Source organism: Roseburia sp. AM23-20 (genome assembly GCF_003470905.1).
In the GTDB taxonomy this organism is placed as follows: Bacteria; Bacillota; Clostridia; order Lachnospirales; family Lachnospiraceae; genus Roseburia; species Roseburia rectibacter.
Window position 1 is genome coordinate 34,989 of the sequence record NZ_QRHS01000024.1, and the last position, 20,732, is coordinate 55,720.

The window sequence follows — 20,732 nt, forward strand, 5'->3', positions numbered from 1 at the left end:
ACGAGGAAGAAAAAACGTGTCACAGATCATTTTAGCGTCCGCGTCACCGAGACGCCGTGAACTTTTAGAACAGATCGGCCTTAACTTCGAGATCTGTCCGGCAAAGGGAGAAGAGATCATTACAAAGAAAGAACCGAAAGATGTTGTCATGGAACTTGCAGCCGGAAAGGCAAGAGAAGTTGCATCCATGTTGAAAACGTATGGTAATGAGCACCAGAATTTAATGACGCCGCAGGATACTTTAGTCATCGGTGCAGATACCATTGTTGCCGCGGGCAGTGAAATTTTAGGAAAACCAAAAGATGACGAAGATGCATACCGCATGCTTTCTTTATTGTCAGGAAAGAGTCATTCGGTATATACCGGCGTTGCTTTTGTATTTATTGATCAGTCAGGCAGGGCAGGGGAACATATTTTTTACGAAAAGACTGACGTTTTTGTCAGAGAGTTAAAGAAAAGTGAAATTTTGCGTTATATTGCGACAGGAGAGCCGTCGGATAAGGCTGGAGCATACGGAATCCAGGGAAAATTTGCAATTTATATTGACAAAATCGACGGCGACTATAATAATGTGGTAGGACTTCCGGTCGCAGCAATCTACAGAGAACTTGACCGGCTTGGAATTGACCCATATACATGGTAAGCCGGCAGTGAAAAATTTTACACATGAAAATGGAGGATCATTATGTACGATGAAGTGGTAGTACAGTATTTTTTGGAAAATCAGTTACAGCTTTTGAAAGAAAAAGTTGCAGAAACGCCGGAAGAAGCAGAAGAGTTTTTAGAGGACTGCATGGCAGTTGTCTGTAAAAATATCAAAGAAGTCCGTGCTTATTTTGAAGATGAGGGCGCTGACATTGCAGGAATGAGCAATGAAGATTTAGCAGAGGCTGAGGAAGTGTTTTCAATTCCGGATGGCAGATACCTGATCGTGGAAGCGTAAGGGAAAAATCACTGTTGACCACGCAGTATACGTGAACAGTGGTGTTAAATGCAAGAGTACAGAAGACCAACAACGGAAAGAAAGTAAGAGAGGAAAAATAATGAAACAATACGATGTAATTATCATAGGAGCCGGACCATCCGGTATCTTTTGCGCATATGAACTGATCCATGCAGAAAAGGATCTTAAAATTTTAATGATCGAGAAAGGCAGACCGATCGAAAGAAGAGAATGTCCGAAGCGTAAGACGAAAGTCTGCGTTGGCTGTAAGCCTTGTTCCATAACGACCGGATTTGCCGGTGCCGGTGCATTTTCTGACGGTAAACTGTCACTTTCTCCGGATGTAGGCGGAAATCTGCCGGAAATTTTAGGTTATGATAAAACGGTAGAATTATTAAAAGAATCCGATGATATTTATTTAAAATTCGGTGCAGATACAAAAGTTTACGGCGTGGACAAAGAAAAAGAGATCCGTGAGATCCGCAGAAAAGCGATCAACGCAAACTTAAAACTCATCGAATGTCCGATCCGCCATCTTGGAACAGAAGAGGGATACAAGATTTATTCCAGACTGCAGGAGCATCTGTTAGAGCAGGGTGTTGAGATGGAATTTAATACCATGGTCAAGGATATTATCATTGAGGATAATAAGGTCAAAGGAATCATTACTGAAAAAGATGAAGAATATGCAGCTTCAGAGGTTATTTCCGCGGTTGGACGTGAAGGAGCAGACTGGTTTTCACATATCTGCGAACAGCATGGTATTGAAACAAAGGTAGGTACGGTAGATATTGGTGTGCGTGTTGAGGTTCGTGATGAGGTCATGGAGTTTTTAAACCAGAACCTCTATGAGGCAAAACTGGTTTACCATACCCCGACATTTGATGATAAAGTACGTACATTCTGTACCAATCCATCCGGCGAGGTTGCAACAGAGTATTACGATAACGGGCTTGCTGTGGTAAATGGTCATGCATATAAGTCCAAGGATTTAAAGACAAACAATACCAACTTTGCGATTCTCGTTTCCAAAAACTTTACCAAACCGTTTAAGACACCGATTGAATATGGAAAACAGATCGCACAGCTTTCTAATATGCTCTGTGATGGAAAAATCTTAGTGCAGACGTTTGGCGATTTCAAGAGAGGAAGAAGAACAACAGAGGAACGTCTCTGCAGGAATAACCTGATCCCAACTTTAAAAGATGCGGTACCGGGCGATCTTTCTTTAGTATTCCCACATCGTATCATGGTCGATATTGAGGAAATGTTAATGGCTCTTGATAAGGTAACCCCGGGTATTGCAAGTGATGAGACACTGCTTTACGGTGTGGAAGTGAAATTTTATTCCAATAAGGTAGTGGTCAACTCTGATTTTGAGACAAGCGTGAAAGGACTGCGTGCGATCGGCGACGGTGCATCTGTGACAAGAGGATTGCAGCAGGCATCCGCAAACGGAATTTCCGTTGCAAGAAGTATCTTAAAATTAATGGAACAGTAAGAATTTCATAAAATCGGGTAAACAGGATGAAGAGAAAATTTACAAGGGTTGCGGCTGTACTGTGCGGTGTGTCACTGTTATTGAGCGGATGCCGCATTGGCAATAAAAATATTGTGGTTTCAAATATATTAAATGACCGTCAGGTATTCAGGATCGAAGGAACTGTCTGCAGTTTAAAAGAGGCAAGGGTGTATATGACCAATTACCAGAATATCTACGGAACAGCGTATGGGGTGGATCTCTGGAAACATGATTTTGGGGATGATTCCCTCGTAAAGTATATAAAAGCGATTACAATGGAAGAACTTACGCAGGTGGTCAGTATGGATCTGCTTGCACAGTCAAGGGAAGTTGCACTTTCGGAGGATGAGCTTTCAGCAATATCAGAGGCTGCAGCAGAGTATTATGCATCATTATCCCAGGAGGAAGGCACTTACCTTGATGTGACAGAGAGTGATATCAGCGAATATTACCAGCATTACGCATTAGCCCAAAAACTCTACAATTCACTGACGAATAGTGTGAATGAGGAAGTAAGTGATGACGAGGCGCGTGTGATCGAGATCATGCAGATCTTTGTTGCGGACAGTACAAAGGCAAATGATGTAGCTGCAAAGTTAGAGCGTGGGGATGATTTTGCATCTGTGGCAAATAATTATAATGAACTGTCTTCCATACAGACCACGGTTGCGCGGGATGAGCTTCCAAAAGAGGTGGAAGAGGTTGCATTTAATCTCGATAACGGTCAGACTTCGTCTAAGATTGCAACAGACAAAGGTTTTTACTTTATCAAATGTCTGAATAAATACAACGAAGAACTGACAGAAGCAAACAAGTCGAATATCGTGGAAAAAAGAGAAAAAGAGGCATTTGATGATGTTTATAACCAGTTTGTGGCAGGTTTAGATTCCAGTATCAATAAAGATATGTGGGATGCGCTCACATTAGATACCACAGATGGTATACAGACAGACAGTTTCTTTGAGATTTTTGAAAAACATTGTGGGGAAATATAAGGGAAAAGAGGATGAAATATGACAAAAGATATGACGAATGGTTCTCCGATGAAGCTGATTTTAGGTTTCTCCATTCCACTTTTGTTTGGATATCTGTTTCAGCAGTTTTATAATCTGGTAGATACACTGATCGTCGGAAGATTTCTTGGTGTGGATGCGCTTGCAGCAGTAGGTTCTACCGGATCATTAAACTTTTTGATTATCGGATTCTGCATGGGTGTCTGCAATGGTTTTGCGATTCCCCTGGCACATAAATTTGGTGCCGGTGATTACAAAGGATTACGTGCATTTATGGTCAATGCTGTTTATTTATCTGCAGTTTTTGCAGTTGTTATGACGATAGTTACGGTAGTATTCTGCCGTCCTATCTTAGAGTTGATGCGTACACCGGACAACATTATCGATGGGGCATACCTGTACATTGTGATCATTTTTGCGGGAATACCGGCAACGTATCTGTACAACCTTATTTCAGCGATCATCCGTTCCATGGGAGACAGTAAGACGCCGGTTGTGTTTTTGGTGATCTCATCTGTGATGAATATTGTACTGGACCTTGTTTTTATCATAAATCTTCATCTGGGTGTGGCAGGTGCATCGCTTGCAACAGTGATCTCACAGGCAGTATCAGGAATCGGATGCATGATCTATAGCTGGAAGAAGTTTGAGATACTGCATCCGGATGCGGATGAACGCAGATGGAACAGTTCTTATATGAAAACACTCTGTGGTATGGGCGTGCCGATGGGACTGCAGTATTCGATTACGGCAATCGGAAGTGTTATTTTACAGAGTGCGGTAAATACCCTCGGATCTAATGCGGTTGCATCCATGACTGCAGGAAGCAAGATCGGTATGTTTTTCTGCTGTCCGTTTGATGCAATGGGATCAACGATGGCGACTTATGGCGGACAGAATGTCGGTGCAAAGAAAATGGATCGTATCTCAAAGGGATTAAAGGCGTGTTCCATGCTTGGAATCGGGTATGCGGTCATTGCATTTGGCGTGCTCGCACTGACCGGAAGGAATCTTGCGCTGTTCTTCGTGGAACGTGCTGAGGTGGAAGTCATTGAGAATGTATACCTGTTTTTATTTATCAACAGCGCATTTTATATTCCACTCGCATTTGTTAATATCGTCCGTTTCCTGATACAGGGAATGGGATACAGTAAATTTGCGATCCTTGCAGGTGTATGCGAGATGGTGGCAAGAACACTTGTCGGATTTGCATTAGTGCCGATGTTCGGATTCCCGGCAGCATGTTTTGCAAGCCCTGTCGCATGGATTTTTGCAGATGCATTTTTGTTCCCGGCATACCGTCATGTATACCATAAGACAGAAGAGATGCTGAATGTAAACATACAGTAAGTGGTAAAGACGTTTTCTGAACCTTGACATCATTATTATAACAATAGAAATGGAGAAAAATATGAGTATATTAAATGTTGAACATCTGACCCATGGCTTTGGAGACCGTGCCATTTTTGAGGATGTTTCGTTCCGTCTGCTTGCGGGGGAACATATCGGATTGGTCGGAGCCAATGGCGAGGGAAAGTCCACATTTATGAATATTGTTACCGGAAAGCTGATGCCGGATGAGGGAAAGGTTGAGTGGGCAAAAAATGTGCGCACCGGTTATCTGGATCAGAATTCCACGCTGCAGAAGGGAATGACGATCGAGAGTGTTTTAAAGTCAGCATTTGCATGGCTGTTCGAACAGGAAGAACGTATGAATGAGATCTGCGATCAGTTAGGCAGTGCCAATCCGGATCAGATGGATGCGATGATGGAGGAACTTGGTGTGATCCAGGATATGCTGACGATGCATGATTTTTATGTCATTGACAGCAAAGTGGAAGAAGTTGCGAGGGCACTTGGATTATTGGAATTAGGTCTTGACCATGATGTCTCGGATTTAAGTGGTGGACAGCGTATGAAAGTCCTGCTTGCGAAACTGCTTTTAGAGAAACCGGATATCCTTCTTTTAGATGAGCCGACAAACTATTTGGATGCAGAGCATATTGCGTGGCTGACGCGCTATCTGCAGGAATATGAAAACGCATTTATCCTGATCTCACATGATATTCCGTTTTTGAATGATGTAGTAAATATTATTTATCATATGGAAAATCAGAGACTTGACCGTTATGTAGGAAACTACGATAAATTTCAGGAAGTCTATGCAGTTAAAAAATCACAGCTTGAGGCTGCATACCGCAAACAGCAGCAGGAGATCAGTGAATTAAAAGATTTTGTGGCGCGCAACAAAGCACGTGTGGCTACGAGAAATATGGCAATGTCACGCCAGAAAAAACTGGATAAGATGGACGTGATTGAGCTTGCCGCAGAGCGTCCGAAGCCTGAGTTTGATTTTAAACTCGGACGGACACCGGGAAAATATATTTTTGAGACAAAAGATCTTGTTATCGGTTACGATGAGCCGTTATCAAAGCCGCTTAATATCTCTATGGAACGTGGTCAGAAAATCGCATTGGTCGGTGCAAACGGTATCGGAAAGACTACGTTGCTGCGCAGTATTTTAGGACTTGTTCCGGCACTTTCCGGGGAAGTTACACTGGGTGAAAATTTAGAGATCGGCTATTTTGAGCAGGAGATCAAGGGTGAAAATAAAAATACCTGTATCGAAGAGATCTGGGAGGAATTTCCGGCATTTTCACAGTATGAAGTGCGTGCAGCACTGGCAAAATGCGGACTGACGACAAAGCATATCGAAAGTCAGGTGCGTGTGCTAAGCGGTGGTGAGCAGGCAAAGGTACGTTTGTGCAAACTGATGAACCGCACGACTAATATCCTGCTTTTAGACGAGCCGACAAACCATCTGGATGTGGATGCAAAAGATGAATTAAAACGTGCTTTAAACGAATACCGCGGGGCAGTACTTTTGATTTGTCATGAACCTGATTTCTATCAGGATGTGGTAAATGCAGTGTGGGACTGCTCGAAGTGGACGACAAAGATTTTATAATAATTCAGATGCCGTTTTCAGAAGGTGATTCATAACAATAAAACACTTTCTGGAAATGGCATTTTATATTTTAAGAAGGGAGATGTGGAAAATGCAGCCAGATTATTATAAGGAGTTTACCTGTATTGCAGATCAGTGCAGCTTTACATGCTGCAGGGAGTGGAAGATCGGGGTGGATGATGTCACTTTTAAAAAGTGGAAACATACATGTATACCGGACGGGATGTATGAGGAAAGCCTGATCAGGCAGAATGTGGCTGATTGCAGCAATGGCGGAAACAGAGAAAGCTGCGTGCAGAAAAGACAGGATCTGAACACAAAGGAAAAAAAGTTGCAACTGAGTGAGTATGTGATAAAAAAGGATGGAAGCAGAGTTATAGGGTTAAATGAAGAGAAAAACTGTCCGTTTTTAAATGAAAAAAAATTGTGCAGATTAGTCCTTGCCTATGGGGATGAGATACTTTCACAGACTTGTCAGATTTTTCCAAGGGAGCTTCATACATTTAATGAAGATGTTACGGAATATTCCCTGATGTCGTCCTGTCCGGCGGTCGTTGATCTGTTATGGAAAAGAGATCATATTTCTTTTTCCGGGGAAATGGATGCATCTGCCTACCGGGAACTTGCTCCGCTTGTGAACTTACGTGCATTTCTGATGAAGCTGATGGAAGATGATGCACATACGCCGGAACATGATCTGATGAAGATTTTTTATGTACTGCTTGATCTATACGAACGGGTGGAAAAGGAGCCGGTAAATGATGCGGTAAAATCGTATCCGGACGGATTTCTCGAAGAACTTTCAAAGACTATCGATGACATTGAGCAGAACCCGCAGTATTCCATTGAGGAGCGCAACGAATTATTCCTTGATCTTGCAGAAAATTACCGCAGGGAAGGGTTGTATGAAAAATACTTAGAGCCAGTGGCACAGCTTGCAGAACAGTTGTCGGAACAGGGAATCAAGGAGGAGGTTGTAAAAGAATGGCAGGAGTTTGAAGTACATTTTTTGAAATACCAGCCTCTGATGCGCCGATTCCTTTTGATGGAATTATATGCGGACAGTTTAAAACCGGAGGGCAATATAGAAGAGATGGTCGTGCAGGTGCAGTGGATCGCCATGGAATATGCCACGATCCGGCATGCAGTTTTTTTGTACTGGCTGCTTGGCATGGAAAATAAGTTTTCGAATGGAAAATCTATTTCACAGGAAGCTCTTGCTTATGAGAATCTACGTGAGTATATCGTTGTGATTTCCCGCATGATGGGATATGAGGAAGAGGATATTTATGAATATCTGGGAAACAGCTTTGAGGATATCATCTGGGACTGGGGATATTTTTCGTTGATTTGTGGTTGACATCTGCTGTTAAATGTATTATTGTATTAATCAGATAATACACAAAGGAGGCTGGAGTTATGAAGAAAGAACATTGCAGTAAAATGATAGCTCCGATTATTATTGCGATTATTCTGATCGTGTATTACGTTGCAATTGCTGCCGCATTTGTGCTGATCCCGGATATTGCAGTCATAGTAAAAATACTTATGATAATCATTCCGCTGGCATTGGCAGGAGTAGCATTTGCGGTAACTGTAGAACGTGTGAATGAGATAAGGAGTGGAGAAGAAGATGATCTTAGTAAATACTGATTATATCAGCGGCAAAAATTTAGAAATGCTCGGTCTGGTAAAGGGAAGCACGATCCAGAGCAAGAATATTGGAAAAGATATTACACAGAGTTTCAAAACATTAGTTGGTGGGGAATTAAAGGCATATAATGAAATGATGAATGAGGCAAGAGCCCTTGCCACTAAACGTATGGTGGAAGAAGCAGAAAGTCTTGGTGCGGATGCGGTTGTAAATATCCGCTATGCATCTTCTGCAGTTATGCAGGGAGCCGCGGAAGTTATTGCATATGGTACGGCTGTAAAATTTGTAAATTAGTAAAAAATTCTTGACTTGTAGTCCACTTCAGGTTGTAGAATTTATAAGTACTTCCGGTGGGGAAGCAAGTGATAAAATTCGTCGACGGAAAGGAGTAATTTTATTATGAAGACTACAAGTAAAGAAGAAATTGAAAAACAGAACGTATTTGGAACAGGAGCGGAGAATACAGGATTTGCACAGTATTTTATCGGTAATTCTTATCTGAATCCACTGACAGATCCAAAGAACTGTGCAGTATTTATGGCAAATGTTACGTTTGAGCCGGGTTGCCGCAATAACTGGCATATTCATCATGCGACAAAAGGTGGCGGACAGCTTTTGATCTGTACAGCAGGTGAGGGATGGTACCAGGAAGAGGGAAAAGAGCCGGTCAGCCTGACACAGGGTACGGTGATCACTATTCCTGCAGAGGTAAAGCATTGGCATGGAGCGAAAAAAGATAGCTGGTTTTCCCATATTGCAGTGGAAGTTCCTGGAGAAAACTGCAAAAACGAATGGTGCGAACCGGTATCTGATGAAGTATACGATAAACTGAAATAAAATAATAGAAAAAAGGGGCTGTAAAATAAGCCCGTAGATAAAGAAACGTCCGGCGGGAGCGTCCAAAAGTTTGTGTAAACCTTCAAACTGATGTAAGATAAAATTACTCAGTTTGGAGGTTATTTTTATGGCAAGAAGAAAAGACAGCCCGTAAAAAGCAGCAATGAGAAAAATGATGCGTGATTATCTGAAAAATAATGATTGCCTGATGGACTGTACTCTTCCTGTATGATTTCTTACCCGTTGTTTCTGCTGCTTTTGCTCCAGCAATCTTAGGACCACGTTCTACTGTATAGATGTTACTGCCCTTTATCCTCGTTCCTTTTGGCTCATGAGAATGAATCTTGGCTTTCTCCTTTGTGAGAATGACCATAGGCTTGTCATCCACTTTTTTTATCTTCAATGTTCTCACCTTCTTTCAGAAAATTTCTGATTAAATCTTTATAAACTCGTTGCATAATTTGCTTCGTCTGTGTATACTATAGTTAGTAGATGGGCTATATGCCTATCATGTGGACTGACACATAAAATCCGAAATTCTTTCCGGACTTCGGGTGCCGGACAGTTGGCTGGCAACGGAAAAACCAGTTTGCTTATCGGACTTCGGGTGCCGATCAGTTGGCGGACAACAGAAAAATCAGTCATTAAAGGAAGGTGTCATCTGCTACGGCAGACGAACCTTCCTTTTAAATTTGCCAAAATACCATTTAGATATAAGGGACTTAATGCTTATGACTAAGAAACAGGCTATTGCCATCATCACCAAGTGTGCAAAACAATACCAGCAGTATTTAGAAGGTAATCAGGTTGTTTTTGTCTATCGTGACGAAAACAATAAGTCAAGAATCATATTAAGAAACCGAAGAAGCGGACAAGTGAAGATGATGAACGATTTGCACAGTCATTTGAGAAGCTTGTGCTGATGGCACAGGCGAGAGAAGGTGAGCAGGATGGGACTGTTTAAGAAGAAAAGTGTGGTTCAGTCTTATGACAAGGAAAATAAGAAGCCTGTAATCAAAGCCAGCATTTGTAATGGCGAGCAGGTTGCAGGTTTTAAGGATATACAAACAGGTAAGATTGAAGAGGTTATGCTGATAAAAAGTCCGGCAGACCTTGAAAGTTTTAAGGCTATGTATGGAATAGATGAAGAGATAGTAAAGGAATACTGATTATGAATATACAGATATTTGGCACTAAGAAATGTAATGATACTAAGAAGGCTGAGCGTTTTTTTAAGGAGCGTGGCATCAAGTATCAGTTCATTGACATGAAAGAAAAAGGAATGAGCAAAGGTGAATTTAACTCTGTTGCACAGGTAAATGGTGGTCTGGAGAATATGATCAACTGGGATGGCAAAGACAAGGATTTGCTTGCACTTATTAAATATACTACGGACGAAGATAAGCTGGAAAAAGTGCTTGAGAATCCGCAGGTAATTAAAACTCCGGCAGTAAGGAATGGAAAGCAGTCGACATTAGGTTATCAGCCGGATATCTGGAAAGGATGGAACTAATGGTAAAGAAAATAGTAAAAGATCCATTGTTTCTTGCACAGAAGTCGGTGGATGCAACAGAGGCAGATAAGCAGGTGGTAACAGATCTGATTGATACACTTAGAGCCAATCTTGACCATTGCGTAGGCATGGCTGCAAACATGATAGGTGTTAAGAAGAATATTATTGTTGTGGCAGCAGGACCATTTCAATTTGCAATGATTAATCCGGTAATCACAAAGAAATCCGAAGCATTTCAGACAGAGGAAGGATGCCTGTCTCTGGAAGGTGCTCGTCCTTGCACCAGATATCAGGAGATTGAGGTGGATTACTTTGACCAGAGCTTTAAAAAGCAGCATGGGAAATATTCCGGCTGGACGGCACAGATAATTCAGCATGAGATTGATCATTGTAATGGTATTGTGATATAAAATGCTGTCTATTATTTATGGTTGCGTGAGGATATTTCAATGGGCAGAATAGATAGAAGCTATCAAGATTTAAAGCAAAAACAGAAGAGTGCTATCGCTGATAAAACTTATAGCATGTATATAAGATTTTATCTTGAGAATCATAGAATGCCAAATGCTTTCGAAAAGAGCAGTATTTGCAGAAAACTATATGCAACAGTACAAGCACTTGCTCCTAAAACAGAGTATGAAGAATTTTGCAGAATTGTAGATAAGCGAGAAGCAGGCTATGAGGAGCGTATATTACGGGATATTCAGAATGGTATTACTCTTGAAAAACTGAATATGAAAAAGAGAAAGAAAACCCCAGAGGAAACCAAGGAAGCTGTTTTGAAAATGAAAAGAAAACAGCGGAGAGCAAAAAGGCAGTCTATGAAGAAACATGCAGTAGAAAATAATACTTGTCAGGATGACACATTTTTCTATATTGCAGGATATACTTCTGGTGGAGCACCATATGGAGTAGCATGGCACGAAATGGGACTGGAACCCTGGCAGGCTTTAGAAGAGGAGCAATAAGATGTATATAATAAAAACTATTTGCAGGCTGACAGTATAAATTTGAAGGAAGGTGAGCAAGTGAAATTTTTTGACTATGATAAAAATATAAATAATGTTGAATACTATGAGATATTAGAGGATTTAATGGAGCGCTGGGAGCATGAAATTGTAGAATTCAAAGAGGCAAAAGGTGGCTATGATACAGATAAAATTGGACGTTACTTTTCGGCAATTAGCAATGAAGCGAATCTTAGAAATCAGCAGTATGGCTGGCTTGTATTTGGCGTAAGTGAAAAGGATAAGGTTAAACATGTTGTAGGAACTGCTTATAAGAAAGGTGATAAAAGTATTCTTGAAAAATTCAAATATGAAATTGCAAGAGACACAACTAATGGTATGACATTTTACGATATTATTGAGTTGTTGCCAATTGTAAATGGAAAAGAACTGCGTGTGTTGATGTTTAAGATACCTGCTGCAGCAACAGGTATCCCAACAGATTGGAAGACAAATTACTACGAAAGATCTGGAGAAAGTCTTGTACCTCTAAAGCAGTATAAGATTGATGCAATCAGGTCGCAAGAAAGAAAAGACTGGTCTAAACAGATTATAGAAGGTGCAACTATCGATAATCTGGACCAAGGTGCGATTCTGTTGGCTCGTGAAAAGTACAAGGAAAAGATGGCACAAGAACCAATTTCTAAAGAAGTTGACGGTATGTCAGATGAACAGTTTTTGACGAAGATGAAGCTGTTAATAGGTGGCAAGGTTACAAATGCTGCAATGCTTTTGTTGGGAAATTCTGATTTTGACTATTTATTCACAGCCGCTCCAAGTATTATGTGGCGTCTCTATGGTGCGGATGGAACAGACAAGGATTATGCTATTTTTAAGATTCCGTTTATCAATGTTGTTGATAAGGTATTTGCAAAGGTAAGAAATCTGACATATCGGTATATGCCAAATCAAATGACATTATTTCCTATGGAAACAGAACAGTATGATAGTTGGTTGATGAGAGAGCTTTTAAATAACAGTATTGCTCATTCAAATTACCAATTAGGCGGTAGAATTTATGTAAACGAATTTGATGACAAAATTAAGATTACTAATCCGGGAGATTTTATTCCACAGAGAATAGAGAATGTTTTGGAAGTTAGCTACAATCCACCGTTTTATCGTAATCAGTTGCTGGCAGAAGCAATGGTAGCTTTTCATATGATTGATACTGCTACACTTGGAATTAGACGAGCTTACAATATTCAGAAGGCGAAGTATTTTCCGATGCCAGACTATGATTTTTCATCTGGTGTTCAAGTGGATGTAACAGTTTATGGCAAGACTTTGGATGATAATTATATGCATATTTTATATGATCATCCAGAACTGAATTTGCAAGATGCATTTTTACTTGATAAAGTGCAAAAAGGTATTCAGATTGAGAAGAAAGATGCTGATAGGTTACGAGCATTAAAGCTTGTAGAGGGCAGACTTGGAAGCTTATATTTGTCTGCATCAGCTGCAAAAAGCATAGAGGATCAAGCAGGTTATATTAAAAACAAAGGATTAGATGATCAGTATTATAAGACATTGATTATTGAGTATCTAAAACAATATACAAAGGCAAACAGAAAAGAAATTGATAGATTATTATGGGACAAGTTGCCAGACTCGTTGTCAGAGGTTCAGAAGAAGAATAAGATTCATAATTTGCTTACATCAATGAAAAACAAAAATATTATCGAAAAAGACAGCGACAATCAACAGAAATCAAACTGGGTATTAAAGTAGAGCTCGGTTTAGTTTGGATGTAATTTAACCAAGATTAACCAAGAAAAACCTAAATTAAAAAGAAATTAGGATGACCTCTTGGTTTGATCTCGGTTGAAAATTGTTTTTAACCGAGACTCTAACTGAGATTTAACCGATGTTACTATTGAGATGGCACAAAATAATTATTGCAAATGATGTAATTGATATTGATTTGGTAATGTGAGCGAATGGGCATAGACTTTATTTAGTAGTATATGCCCAAAATTTAAAACACAAATACTAGGTTGACACTAAAAAGAACCGCATATATACTATATCTAAGATATGGAGGTGCTCATATGGTTCAAGATGAAAAATTATATCAAAAAGTAATTGCAGACTATAGGATTACCAATTCTGTAAAGAAAACCGCACAAAATGTGGGGACTTCGCTTGTAAGAGCTCAGAGGATACTGATAACTGAGGGACTATGGAGTAGTCATACATCTGAACAAGTCGGAGAACTATTTCGGAAAGGGATGACTACATCAGAGATTGCAAAGCAGTTAGTGATATCAGAGAAAACAGTCCAAGCATATCTGCCATATACACGAACGGAAACTGGTTATGGAGAATGTCGGTCATATAATTCAAAAAAAAGTGAAGATTATCGAAGACGTATGTATATAGCGGCAGACAGTCAAGTTTCCAATAAATTCGATGAAATAGTCAGACAGAGTAAACAGCATGATGAGCCTGCTGGGACAATAAGGGTTATGACAGAGCATGAACTTTTACAGGTGCAAAAGAAATTAGATGGAGAAAGAATAAAGAAAAAGGAGAGTGAAGAAATGTCAGATCAGAAGTATTCTGTATTAAAATTATGTCTTTCCCTGAATCTGGAGGAAACAGATGTTAAAGACAGAGTTGTTCTTAATAGATATGGAAAAGTAAAGCAAGGTATTATTAGGGAGATACTTGTCCCGGCTGATATTACATTACATGCACTGCATTATGTGATTCAGCGTGCTTTTGGATGGCAGAACAGTCATCTACATCAGTATCTTTTGCCAGAAGAAGTTTTTCAGAAGATGACTGGTGGAAAGAATAGACCGGATGAATATGGAAGAACTCTATATGATGGGAAACTAACGGATTGGATAGATTTGTGTGGTGTGTATTTTCGCTTTCCATGCGATGATTATGAAGATATCTATTGGGATGATGATTATAAGCAAGGAGTCAGTATCAAGACATGGTTTCGCAAGAAATATACAGCACCTTATTCCTACGGTGGTAAGTGGGAACATTATGCATTTGCAAATGCTACAGCAAAAAGTTTAATTACAGAAAATCCGGTAATTAGAGTTACTCCATCTTTTGATGAATGGATGGAAATGAAAAAGAATGGAATTTATGTTTCTAAGCAGAAAGATAAAATGATTCCTGTGACGGATGCAACGATTGAACAGGTTGGACTGGGATTTGAGAGCAGAATGGACGAACTTCTGGAGCGATTGAAGGTAACTGAGGTCTTGGCTGCTAAAGATGAAAAAGTTCCAGATGATATTAGAGCAGCAGTACAGTTTGTTGCAAAAAGACTAGCAAAGGTGAACGAGGAAATCGAAGTAACACCAATTACAAAATCTCTAAAATATAATTATGATTATGGAGATGGATGGGAAGTTGATATTGTCATGGAGGAAAAATATTATACAAAGAATCGTTTAGACACAGCATTTGAGGGAAATGTAGACGGCTTTGTAGTAGTTCCTAATGAGGAAGGTCTTATAGAGAAAGCCAGAGCGTATGATATGAGTGATCATCTCCAAGATGAACTGTTATCAAAGATTATTCAAACAGTGGAGATAAAAGGAAAACCAATATGCATATTTGCAGATGGCCTCCCTGTTATGGATGATGTCGGTGGAGTACACGGGTATATTGATTTCTTAATGACAAGCAGACTGGGAAATCAGGAAGAAAGAGATGAAATAAGAGACTGGGCAAGTGGAATGGGTTGGACAGGACGCATGTATAAGCCTGAAAATATATTATAAAAATAATGGCACTAGAGAAACTTTCCTCTTACAGCTAATGTTGAAAGGTAAGCGATGAATAATCGGTTAGTATGGATTAAGGATAACATCGAATATGAGCATCACATGAAGTACGATGACTGGCAGAACAAGGCTTTGTATGAGGAGCTTTTTGAGGTTATCTGTGAGGTTGTATGCGTAAAGCGTACAACAATCCGGATTGCAGGAGAGGATTATCCTTATGAGCTTGTAAAATCTAAATTCCTGAAGCTGAACAGTGGACATCTGGAGTATGTGATTGGCTGTATGCATGATACAAATACGAAAATAACCAATATCAAGGCATATATGGTTACTGCTCTTTATAATGCACCCTCAACGATAAACCATTATTATCAGCAGGAAGTGCAGCACGATATGTATGGAGGTGGCTGGCATGAAAAAGGCATTGTTTAAAATAATTATTCCGCTGTGTGTTCTTGTTCTGTGGATGATTACCTGTTATCCGGTTTGCAATAAAGCTGATGGGTTTGATTATTTTCTTTATTGGATTTTGGTAGGATGTCCCTATGGTATCAGAAAAATGTGTTTGTTTCTTGTGCCGAAGAACTTTGGAATTGCAGGAAGTATGGGAATACTGGCACTGAATTGTATCGTTGGAGGTCTGATTGGTGGTATTATTGTTGTTGTTGTGAGGATTATCGTTATATTTACGGAGATAATAAAAGTAATAGCAGGACACAATGTCCAAAGGTGTAAAAGAAAAAAGGGCAACAAAAAAGGCATTGTCAATCAATCATAAACAATACCTCTACTTGTCATCTGGAACATATTCCATAATATCTTCAATCCGGCAGTCAAGTATCTGACATAGCCTGTTCAGAATAATGGTCTTTACTACCATATTTTGCCGGAGCCGCTGAAGCTGTGCTTTGTCAATGCCATAATCTTTAATGAGTTGGTACTGACTGATGTTTTTAGCCTTGAGCGTTTGCCAAAGGGGATCGTATTTAATCATATAGGCAACTCCTTTCCTACCTTGTATTTTAATGGCAGGAAACTTATAATAATATGGTGCGTGTATGCACCATAAGATATGCAAATGGTAAAGACGATAATGATTTTTTCTGAAGAATGAGGAAATAGATGCAGGTAGTGTGGTTTTGAAACAGGAGGATGGTTAATTGTGAAAGAAAAATACATTACAGACGATGAAAGGGAGAAATGCAGAAAAGTTGCAGATGCTTTTGCAGAGCTGTATGAGATTGAAAATATACTTGTCGTGGATGCGGGAAGATACGGTTTTGTCAAGTTACAGTATTATAGACCGCCACAGGGTTTTGAAGATGCAATTACCTTTACGGATAGTCGGAGCATGTTTGAAAACATGTGGGAGGAATGGCTTGACACGCAGCTTTTTCTTCTGGCAAAAGGAACACCGATGGCAGGAATGGGATATCATGAGATATTCCGGTGTCTGCCAAAGGAGAAACAAGAGGAACTTATGAATAGAAAAACCGGATTTGCAAAAACGGCAGGAATAGAATAATCAGGTAACAGCGTTAGGGCAGTTATGAGTGAAATACTTGTAGCTGCTTTTTTGTGCTTTTGGACACGATGTCCAGAAGCGGGAAGGAGAGATATATAGATGGAATCAATGAGAGATATTAACAGGGTAATGGAGCGTGAGATAGCGAAGGGGAGTTGCCCTTTGAAACTGGATCATATTGAATTTGGGAATTATTCGTATCAAGAGATTACGTCAAGAGAGAAATTGATGGAGGTGCTATCGTATTTGTTGCGGATAGGTGATTTCAAGCAGTATGCCGGAAAGACTATCCTAAATAATGTTTATATGGACCTTCGAGGGAAAAAGCCTATATTCAAGCGAACTAGGACAGCAATAGAAAGAAATAATATATTTGCAACAATCAAAAGGTGTGCAAAAAAGCTAAAGCCGGAGTATAATGGAGATGTATATCTGGAAACGGTCAGATGTTATTTCGACATACCGCAAGAAAATCTGGAAAAGTGCCGATATACATATCAGGGGAACGAAACATACGCCTTTCTGATGTCGGACAAGTAGTATATCATGGCATTGTATACGCATTGTCTCGTGGCAAGAAAAGAAGCTGCTATGCAGGGAATACAGATTGAAGGCTTTACGGAAAAAGAGTATGGAATGGTAAAGTTGGAGAATGTGGGAGATGTTTTGTTTCAGACGTTGTTACTCGATGATTTAAAGTTTGAAAATGGAAAGATATATGTGGAGCTTTGCACATGCCTTTTAGTCAGATTTAGAGTGTCAAAATAAAAATTCCTGATGTATCAAAATAAATAAAAATATTGAGTTGAAAAGGCAAAAGTGGTCGTATATCAGAAGTAGAAGAATATATTGCAGGAGGAAAATGATGCTCGATTTTAGTAATTTTAAGGATTTAGTGGGTAAATATTCAGAGTGCGTAGAAGTATTTCGATTGCAAAAAGATTGGGAAAATGAGAAGGCGTTTCAAAAGCTGATTAGTTTAAGAACTATAATACCAAAAGAACTATATGCAATGTGCTTATATAAATTGTTTGTTACAGATACTGACGAAGTGCTAATGGATACCTTAATTGAAGCTTTTTCGGGAGTGGATAGGAAGGATATAATGTTTGAAGAAGATTTGATAAAATATGAGGCATTTCCTGATAAGATTACAATTTATCGTGGTAGTCAAGATCCTAATGAAGAAAAACCACGAATATCTTGGAGTTTATTGAAAAATGTAGCCAAGAATTTTGGCCCTGCGCATATGTTTCAAGCAACTATTTCAAAAGAGAATGTTATCGCTTATTTTTCAAAAAACGGAGATGAAGAGGAAATATTGGCAGTAGTAGGTGATAACTTTAAAAGAATTTATTAAGTGAGAAGGTGTTTAGAAATGAAATCATTGATTGTAGGAAATGGGCTGAATATAGAGTTTGGAGGACTAGGAGTATGTGGAAATAAAGCTATATTGGATCGTGTTCACAATAACATACAGGCAGGACGTTACACAGACATATTAAAAGAAACACCTGAAACATTGATGAAACTTTTCGATGGATATAGGAGTATAATCAATCAGGTGATAAAAGGAACTTGGAACATTTCTGAGAATGATGGTTATTTATTTCTGCTAATGGAAATGGAAAGAGTACGGGATTATTATAAAGCAAATCCGGCTTTTAATGAAATCGGTCTAGAAGACTATTTCCTCGGACATGAGCTTTCAAGTCATATACAAGATTTTTCTGGGAATAAGGAACAAGAACGACAGTTGATGCAGATGATTATATTAGATGCCATATATAATGAAGGGAAAATTAATGAGCTGTATAAGGTTTTCCCAGATAAATTAAAAAAATTTTTGATTAATTATGATGCGATTTTTACATTAAATTATGATACGAATTTGGATAGCTATCTTGAGGGAAGTGTTCCCATTTATCATATTCATGGAAGCTTTGATGACATAAGTGTTGGTCATGAAGATGAGCCAGAAGAATGGAAGCATATGTATTGCAATGGAATCATGACTTGGTATTGGGTTGAAAAATATGGTCAAGAGCATAGTGACATAAGATATGGCATAAAAGAATTTAGTCAAATTGAGGATAGGGTTGATATAATAGGATTGTCAGCTTGTAATGATGAGCAGTTGTTTGTTCAGTTGTCACAGAATGGAAAATTGAACAAATGCGATTTCTATTACTATGATTCAAATGATGCTGTTGAAATTAGAAAGCATTTGTGCGGGACACTACAGAATCATATTACAATTAAGAATGTTCGAAATTTTTGGCGAAAAATTAGAACATAACTAATAGTGTATAAAAATGGTTATATTTTACAAGATGAATTATAGCAAGAAAAAGGTGCTGTTGCAAGAAGAATGTACTTATTAACGATAGTCAAATATCTTGAATAACATTTTGGGGTCTTTAGAATAAGAAATGAATATGTGGAGGATAAATAGATGTATAGTGTACCAAATGGTTTTTCTAAATATTTAGTTATATTTGTAGATATATTAGGGAGTCAAAATAGAACAGACTTTCAAGAAACATATCATATAAATAAAATATTTCATGAAGAACTTGAAAAAAATAAAAAAAATGATATGGAACATACAGTATATTTTAGAAAGATATATTCTTTTTCAGATTGCGCATATATCTTTTACGGATTTAAAGATGGGATATCTAATGAACGTAAAGCTGAAGATGAATTATTCAAGGTAGCATTATGTAATTGCGAACCAATATTTTTGAGGTTTATCAAAGAAAGAATTCTATTTCGAGGAGGTATATCATATGGTAATGCTTATGTTGATCCAGATAAGAGCATGTTTTTTGGTGAGGCTGTAAATAAAGCATATCAGTTAGAATCGGAAATTGCAATACATCCTCGTATTGTTATAGAGGATACGATTGCTAAAGCGGTTTTAGATAATATATCATCAGTAAAGTATAAAATGGCAGGAACTAACCCCAATTATATATCTTTATTAGGAGCGGGAATAATGCCTAAGATGCCTGAAACAGGTGATGGCATTATAGAAAAAGATATTGATGGAAAATACATTTTTAATTATTTACATTTTCCAGAAAACAATATTATTTTGAATGATTATTATTTATCTTGTGAAGATTTCATAAGTGAACTAATAGATTATTGTATTGAGCAAATTAATAAAAATACAAAATACAAGATTATTGATAAATATTTTTATCTCCAAAGATTTTCTCAATCGAAACTGGACAATCTTTTAGGGGATTAAATGTAGAATAACATGTCGATTTCAGTTTTAATGTGAATCTTTAAAAACAGTACAGCGTCAGGGCAGTTATAAGTCGAGAGATTTGTAGCTGCCCTTTTTTTATTGCTTTTGGACACGATGTCCAGAAGCGGAAAGGAGAATTATGAGGTATTTATTACATCGGCTGTATGTTCCACCTTAGCGGAGCATACACACAGGAAGATGCAGATCGGAGGTACTTATGCAGGAGGAAGTAACACAGAAAACAATCGCTCTTGTAATTAAGACCGCTAAACTGGATGCCAACGTGCTGAAAGCTGCCATGCGGATGTATCTGAACCATCGCAGACAGAAAGCACAGAAAACGCATGGTAAAACTTCTGTGAAAAAGCTGGTTGGCGAGGGCGTGGGAGTTTCGTCTATCGAAGTGACGGATGGCAATATCAAATCCTTTGAGCGGGTAGCTCGTAAATACAATATTGATTTTGCCGTCAAGAAGGATAAGACAACAGACCCACCAAAATATGTGGTATTTTTCAAGGGCAGGGATGCCGATGCAGTAGCACAGGCATTCAAGGAATTTGTTTATGGTAATGAGAAACGAAAGGGCAGGACTTCCGTAAGGGAGAAACTGAAACGCTTAAAAGATGTGGTATCACAGAATAAGAACAGAGAACGGAGCCGGGAAAAGAATAAGGACAGAGGGCAGAGCCTTTGAGTAACATCATTGAAGGAATAACCAAGGATCTGAAAG

At 38.9% G+C, this 20,732-nt stretch carries 26 protein-coding genes and 2 pseudogenes; 26 read left to right on the forward strand and 2 right to left on the reverse strand.

Annotated features, from left to right (window positions below):
• Positions 1-16: 16 nt before the first annotated feature.
• The 10 genes from DW650_RS15585 (at position 17) to DW650_RS15630 (ending at position 8,937) form a co-directional block, all read left to right on the forward strand.
• Entirely contained in the window at positions 17-643 is a 627-nt protein-coding gene (locus tag DW650_RS15585; protein ID WP_117922208.1) for a Maf family protein, read from the forward strand.
• A gap of 42 nt (positions 644-685) precedes the next feature.
• The gene (locus tag DW650_RS15590; RefSeq protein WP_118210459.1) at positions 686-943 is read left to right on the forward strand and encodes a glyoxalase; all 258 of its coding nucleotides are present in this window, start codon (positions 686-688) and stop codon (positions 941-943) included.
• A gap of 100 nt (positions 944-1,043) precedes the next feature.
• Complete coding sequence (locus DW650_RS15595; RefSeq protein ID WP_118210460.1) at positions 1,044-2,444, forward strand: NAD(P)/FAD-dependent oxidoreductase; 1,401 nt, start codon at positions 1,044-1,046, stop codon at positions 2,442-2,444.
• 26 nt (positions 2,445-2,470) lie between these two features.
• On the forward strand, positions 2,471-3,460 hold the full coding sequence (locus tag DW650_RS15600; protein WP_117922205.1) for a peptidylprolyl isomerase: 990 nt from the start codon (positions 2,471-2,473) through the stop codon (positions 3,458-3,460).
• Between the two features lie 18 nt (positions 3,461-3,478).
• A complete protein-coding gene (locus DW650_RS15605; protein WP_118210461.1) occupies positions 3,479-4,828 on the forward strand; it encodes an MATE family efflux transporter in 1,350 nt (449 codons plus the stop codon).
• Positions 4,829-4,889: 61 nt separating this feature from the next.
• Positions 4,890-6,446: an ABC-F family ATP-binding cassette domain-containing protein gene (locus tag DW650_RS15610; RefSeq protein WP_117922203.1), complete on the forward strand. Its 1,557-nt coding sequence runs from the start codon at positions 4,890-4,892 to the stop codon at positions 6,444-6,446.
• Positions 6,447-6,537: 91 nt separating this feature from the next.
• The gene (gene fliB / locus DW650_RS15615) at positions 6,538-7,806 is read left to right on the forward strand and encodes a flagellin lysine-N-methylase (RefSeq protein WP_118210462.1); all 1,269 of its coding nucleotides are present in this window, start codon (positions 6,538-6,540) and stop codon (positions 7,804-7,806) included.
• A 59-nt stretch (positions 7,807-7,865) separates the two neighbouring features.
• Positions 7,866-8,099 (forward strand): hypothetical protein, encoded by a 234-nt coding sequence (locus tag DW650_RS15620; protein ID WP_117922201.1) that lies wholly within the window; start codon positions 7,866-7,868, stop codon positions 8,097-8,099.
• On the forward strand, positions 8,080-8,394 hold the full coding sequence (locus tag DW650_RS15625; RefSeq protein ID WP_117922200.1) for a YbjQ family protein: 315 nt from the start codon (positions 8,080-8,082) through the stop codon (positions 8,392-8,394). Before DW650_RS15620 ends, DW650_RS15625 begins: the two co-directional genes overlap by 20 nt.
• A 105-nt stretch (positions 8,395-8,499) precedes the next feature.
• Entirely contained in the window at positions 8,500-8,937 is a 438-nt protein-coding gene (locus DW650_RS15630) for a cupin domain-containing protein (RefSeq protein WP_118210463.1), read from the forward strand.
• A gap of 103 nt (positions 8,938-9,040) precedes the next feature.
• On the opposite strand, the gene DW650_RS15635 is transcribed toward DW650_RS15630, so the two are convergent.
• The gene (locus DW650_RS15635; protein WP_118210464.1) at positions 9,041-9,340 is read right to left on the reverse strand and encodes a hypothetical protein; all 300 of its coding nucleotides are present in this window, start codon (positions 9,338-9,340) and stop codon (positions 9,041-9,043) included.
• Between the two features lie 438 nt (positions 9,341-9,778).
• On the opposite strand from DW650_RS15635, the pseudogene DW650_RS20785 reads away from it, so the two are divergent.
• From DW650_RS20785 to DW650_RS15675, 9 genes and pseudogenes are all read left to right on the forward strand, one after another.
• A pseudogene (locus DW650_RS20785) lies at positions 9,779-9,901 on the forward strand (YaiI/YqxD family protein); the annotation flags it as partial.
• Positions 9,888-10,106 carry an aspartate dehydrogenase gene (locus DW650_RS15640; RefSeq protein WP_117922197.1) on the forward strand — a complete coding sequence of 73 codons (219 nt, stop codon included), beginning with the start codon at positions 9,888-9,890 and terminating at the stop codon, positions 10,104-10,106. The pseudogene DW650_RS20785 and the gene DW650_RS15640, both read left to right, overlap by 14 nt.
• Before the next feature lie 2 nt (positions 10,107-10,108).
• Positions 10,109-10,450, forward strand: coding sequence for an arsenate reductase family protein (locus tag DW650_RS15645; RefSeq protein ID WP_117922196.1), 342 nt, complete (start codon positions 10,109-10,111; stop codon positions 10,448-10,450).
• Positions 10,450-10,860 (forward strand): peptide deformylase, encoded by a 411-nt coding sequence (locus DW650_RS15650; protein ID WP_117922195.1) that lies wholly within the window; start codon positions 10,450-10,452, stop codon positions 10,858-10,860. Before DW650_RS15645 ends, DW650_RS15650 begins: the two co-directional genes overlap by 1 nt.
• Positions 10,861-10,899: 39 nt before the next feature.
• Complete coding sequence (locus tag DW650_RS15655) at positions 10,900-11,418, forward strand: hypothetical protein (RefSeq protein WP_118210465.1); 519 nt, start codon at positions 10,900-10,902, stop codon at positions 11,416-11,418.
• A 60-nt stretch (positions 11,419-11,478) separates the two neighbouring features.
• A complete protein-coding gene (locus DW650_RS15660; RefSeq protein ID WP_118210466.1) occupies positions 11,479-13,191 on the forward strand; it encodes an ATP-binding protein in 1,713 nt (570 codons plus the stop codon).
• A gap of 320 nt (positions 13,192-13,511) precedes the next feature.
• Positions 13,512-15,212 carry an IS1096 element passenger TnpR family protein gene (locus DW650_RS15665; protein WP_118210467.1) on the forward strand — a complete coding sequence of 567 codons (1,701 nt, stop codon included), beginning with the start codon at positions 13,512-13,514 and terminating at the stop codon, positions 15,210-15,212.
• A 75-nt stretch (positions 15,213-15,287) separates the two neighbouring features.
• Positions 15,288-15,647 (forward strand): annotated as a pseudogene (locus DW650_RS15670) (DUF6017 domain-containing protein); the annotation flags it as partial.
• Positions 15,628-15,993 carry a DUF6050 family protein gene (locus DW650_RS15675; RefSeq protein WP_118210468.1) on the forward strand — a complete coding sequence of 122 codons (366 nt, stop codon included), beginning with the start codon at positions 15,628-15,630 and terminating at the stop codon, positions 15,991-15,993. The pseudogene DW650_RS15670 and the gene DW650_RS15675, both read left to right, overlap by 20 nt.
• A gap of 9 nt (positions 15,994-16,002) precedes the next feature.
• On the opposite strand, the gene DW650_RS15680 is transcribed toward DW650_RS15675, so the two are convergent.
• Positions 16,003-16,209: a helix-turn-helix domain-containing protein gene (locus DW650_RS15680; protein WP_035779437.1), complete on the reverse strand. Its 207-nt coding sequence runs from the start codon at positions 16,207-16,209 to the stop codon at positions 16,003-16,005.
• Positions 16,210-16,377: 168 nt separating this feature from the next.
• Between DW650_RS15680 and DW650_RS15685 the strand changes: the two genes are divergently transcribed.
• The 7 genes from DW650_RS15685 (at position 16,378) to DW650_RS15715 (ending at position 20,696) form a co-directional block, all read left to right on the forward strand.
• The gene (locus tag DW650_RS15685; RefSeq protein ID WP_330414667.1) at positions 16,378-16,740 is read left to right on the forward strand and encodes a hypothetical protein; all 363 of its coding nucleotides are present in this window, start codon (positions 16,378-16,380) and stop codon (positions 16,738-16,740) included.
• A gap of 99 nt (positions 16,741-16,839) precedes the next feature.
• Positions 16,840-17,280 (forward strand): hypothetical protein, encoded by a 441-nt coding sequence (locus DW650_RS15690; protein ID WP_330414668.1) that lies wholly within the window; start codon positions 16,840-16,842, stop codon positions 17,278-17,280.
• A gap of 6 nt (positions 17,281-17,286) precedes the next feature.
• Entirely contained in the window at positions 17,287-17,508 is a 222-nt protein-coding gene (locus tag DW650_RS20515) for a hypothetical protein (protein WP_330414669.1), read from the forward strand.
• A gap of 97 nt (positions 17,509-17,605) precedes the next feature.
• Positions 17,606-18,100, forward strand: coding sequence for a hypothetical protein (locus tag DW650_RS15695; protein ID WP_118210470.1), 495 nt, complete (start codon positions 17,606-17,608; stop codon positions 18,098-18,100).
• 18 nt (positions 18,101-18,118) lie between these two features.
• The gene (locus DW650_RS15700; protein WP_118210471.1) at positions 18,119-19,039 is read left to right on the forward strand and encodes a hypothetical protein; all 921 of its coding nucleotides are present in this window, start codon (positions 18,119-18,121) and stop codon (positions 19,037-19,039) included.
• Between the two features lie 156 nt (positions 19,040-19,195).
• Positions 19,196-19,999, forward strand: a complete 804-nt coding sequence (locus DW650_RS15710; protein ID WP_118210472.1) for a hypothetical protein — start codon at positions 19,196-19,198, stop codon at positions 19,997-19,999.
• A gap of 220 nt (positions 20,000-20,219) precedes the next feature.
• Positions 20,220-20,696 carry a PcfB family protein gene (locus tag DW650_RS15715; protein WP_118210473.1) on the forward strand — a complete coding sequence of 159 codons (477 nt, stop codon included), beginning with the start codon at positions 20,220-20,222 and terminating at the stop codon, positions 20,694-20,696.
• The last annotated feature ends 36 nt before the right edge of the window (positions 20,697-20,732 follow it).

What these genes read in the sequence shown, in the direction of transcription:
- DW650_RS15590 (WP_118210459.1), top strand. Translation starts at nt 686, where the DNA reads ATGTACGATGAAGTGGTAGTACAGTATTTTTTGGAAAATCAGTTACAG.
- DW650_RS15595 (WP_118210460.1), top strand. Translation starts at nt 1,044, where the DNA reads ATGAAACAATACGATGTAATTATCATAGGAGCCGGACCATCCGGTATC.
- DW650_RS15600 (WP_117922205.1), top strand. Translation starts at nt 2,471, where the DNA reads ATGAAGAGAAAATTTACAAGGGTTGCGGCTGTACTGTGCGGTGTGTCA.
- DW650_RS15605 (WP_118210461.1), top strand. Translation starts at nt 3,479, where the DNA reads ATGACAAAAGATATGACGAATGGTTCTCCGATGAAGCTGATTTTAGGT.
- DW650_RS15610 (WP_117922203.1), top strand. Translation starts at nt 4,890, where the DNA reads ATGAGTATATTAAATGTTGAACATCTGACCCATGGCTTTGGAGACCGT.
- fliB (WP_118210462.1), top strand. Translation starts at nt 6,538, where the DNA reads ATGCAGCCAGATTATTATAAGGAGTTTACCTGTATTGCAGATCAGTGC.
- DW650_RS15620 (WP_117922201.1), top strand. Translation starts at nt 7,866, where the DNA reads ATGAAGAAAGAACATTGCAGTAAAATGATAGCTCCGATTATTATTGCG.
- DW650_RS15625 (WP_117922200.1), top strand. Translation starts at nt 8,080, where the DNA reads ATGATCTTAGTAAATACTGATTATATCAGCGGCAAAAATTTAGAAATG.
- DW650_RS15630 (WP_118210463.1), top strand. Translation starts at nt 8,500, where the DNA reads ATGAAGACTACAAGTAAAGAAGAAATTGAAAAACAGAACGTATTTGGA.
- DW650_RS15640 (WP_117922197.1), top strand. Translation starts at nt 9,888, where the DNA reads ATGGGACTGTTTAAGAAGAAAAGTGTGGTTCAGTCTTATGACAAGGAA.
- DW650_RS15645 (WP_117922196.1), top strand. Translation starts at nt 10,109, where the DNA reads ATGAATATACAGATATTTGGCACTAAGAAATGTAATGATACTAAGAAG.
- DW650_RS15650 (WP_117922195.1), top strand. Translation starts at nt 10,450, where the DNA reads ATGGTAAAGAAAATAGTAAAAGATCCATTGTTTCTTGCACAGAAGTCG.
- DW650_RS15655 (WP_118210465.1), top strand. Translation starts at nt 10,900, where the DNA reads ATGGGCAGAATAGATAGAAGCTATCAAGATTTAAAGCAAAAACAGAAG.
- DW650_RS15665 (WP_118210467.1), top strand. Translation starts at nt 13,512, where the DNA reads ATGGTTCAAGATGAAAAATTATATCAAAAAGTAATTGCAGACTATAGG.
- DW650_RS15675 (WP_118210468.1), top strand. Translation starts at nt 15,628, where the DNA reads ATGAAAAAGGCATTGTTTAAAATAATTATTCCGCTGTGTGTTCTTGTT.
- DW650_RS15680 (WP_035779437.1), bottom strand. Translation starts at nt 16,209, where the DNA reads ATGATTAAATACGATCCCCTTTGGCAAACGCTCAAGGCTAAAAACATC.
- DW650_RS15690 (WP_330414668.1), top strand. Translation starts at nt 16,840, where the DNA reads ATGGAATCAATGAGAGATATTAACAGGGTAATGGAGCGTGAGATAGCG.
- DW650_RS20515 (WP_330414669.1), top strand. Translation starts at nt 17,287, where the DNA reads ATGGCATTGTATACGCATTGTCTCGTGGCAAGAAAAGAAGCTGCTATG.
- DW650_RS15695 (WP_118210470.1), top strand. Translation starts at nt 17,606, where the DNA reads ATGCTCGATTTTAGTAATTTTAAGGATTTAGTGGGTAAATATTCAGAG.
- DW650_RS15700 (WP_118210471.1), top strand. Translation starts at nt 18,119, where the DNA reads ATGAAATCATTGATTGTAGGAAATGGGCTGAATATAGAGTTTGGAGGA.
- DW650_RS15710 (WP_118210472.1), top strand. Translation starts at nt 19,196, where the DNA reads ATGTATAGTGTACCAAATGGTTTTTCTAAATATTTAGTTATATTTGTA.
- DW650_RS15715 (WP_118210473.1), top strand. Translation starts at nt 20,220, where the DNA reads ATGCAGGAGGAAGTAACACAGAAAACAATCGCTCTTGTAATTAAGACC.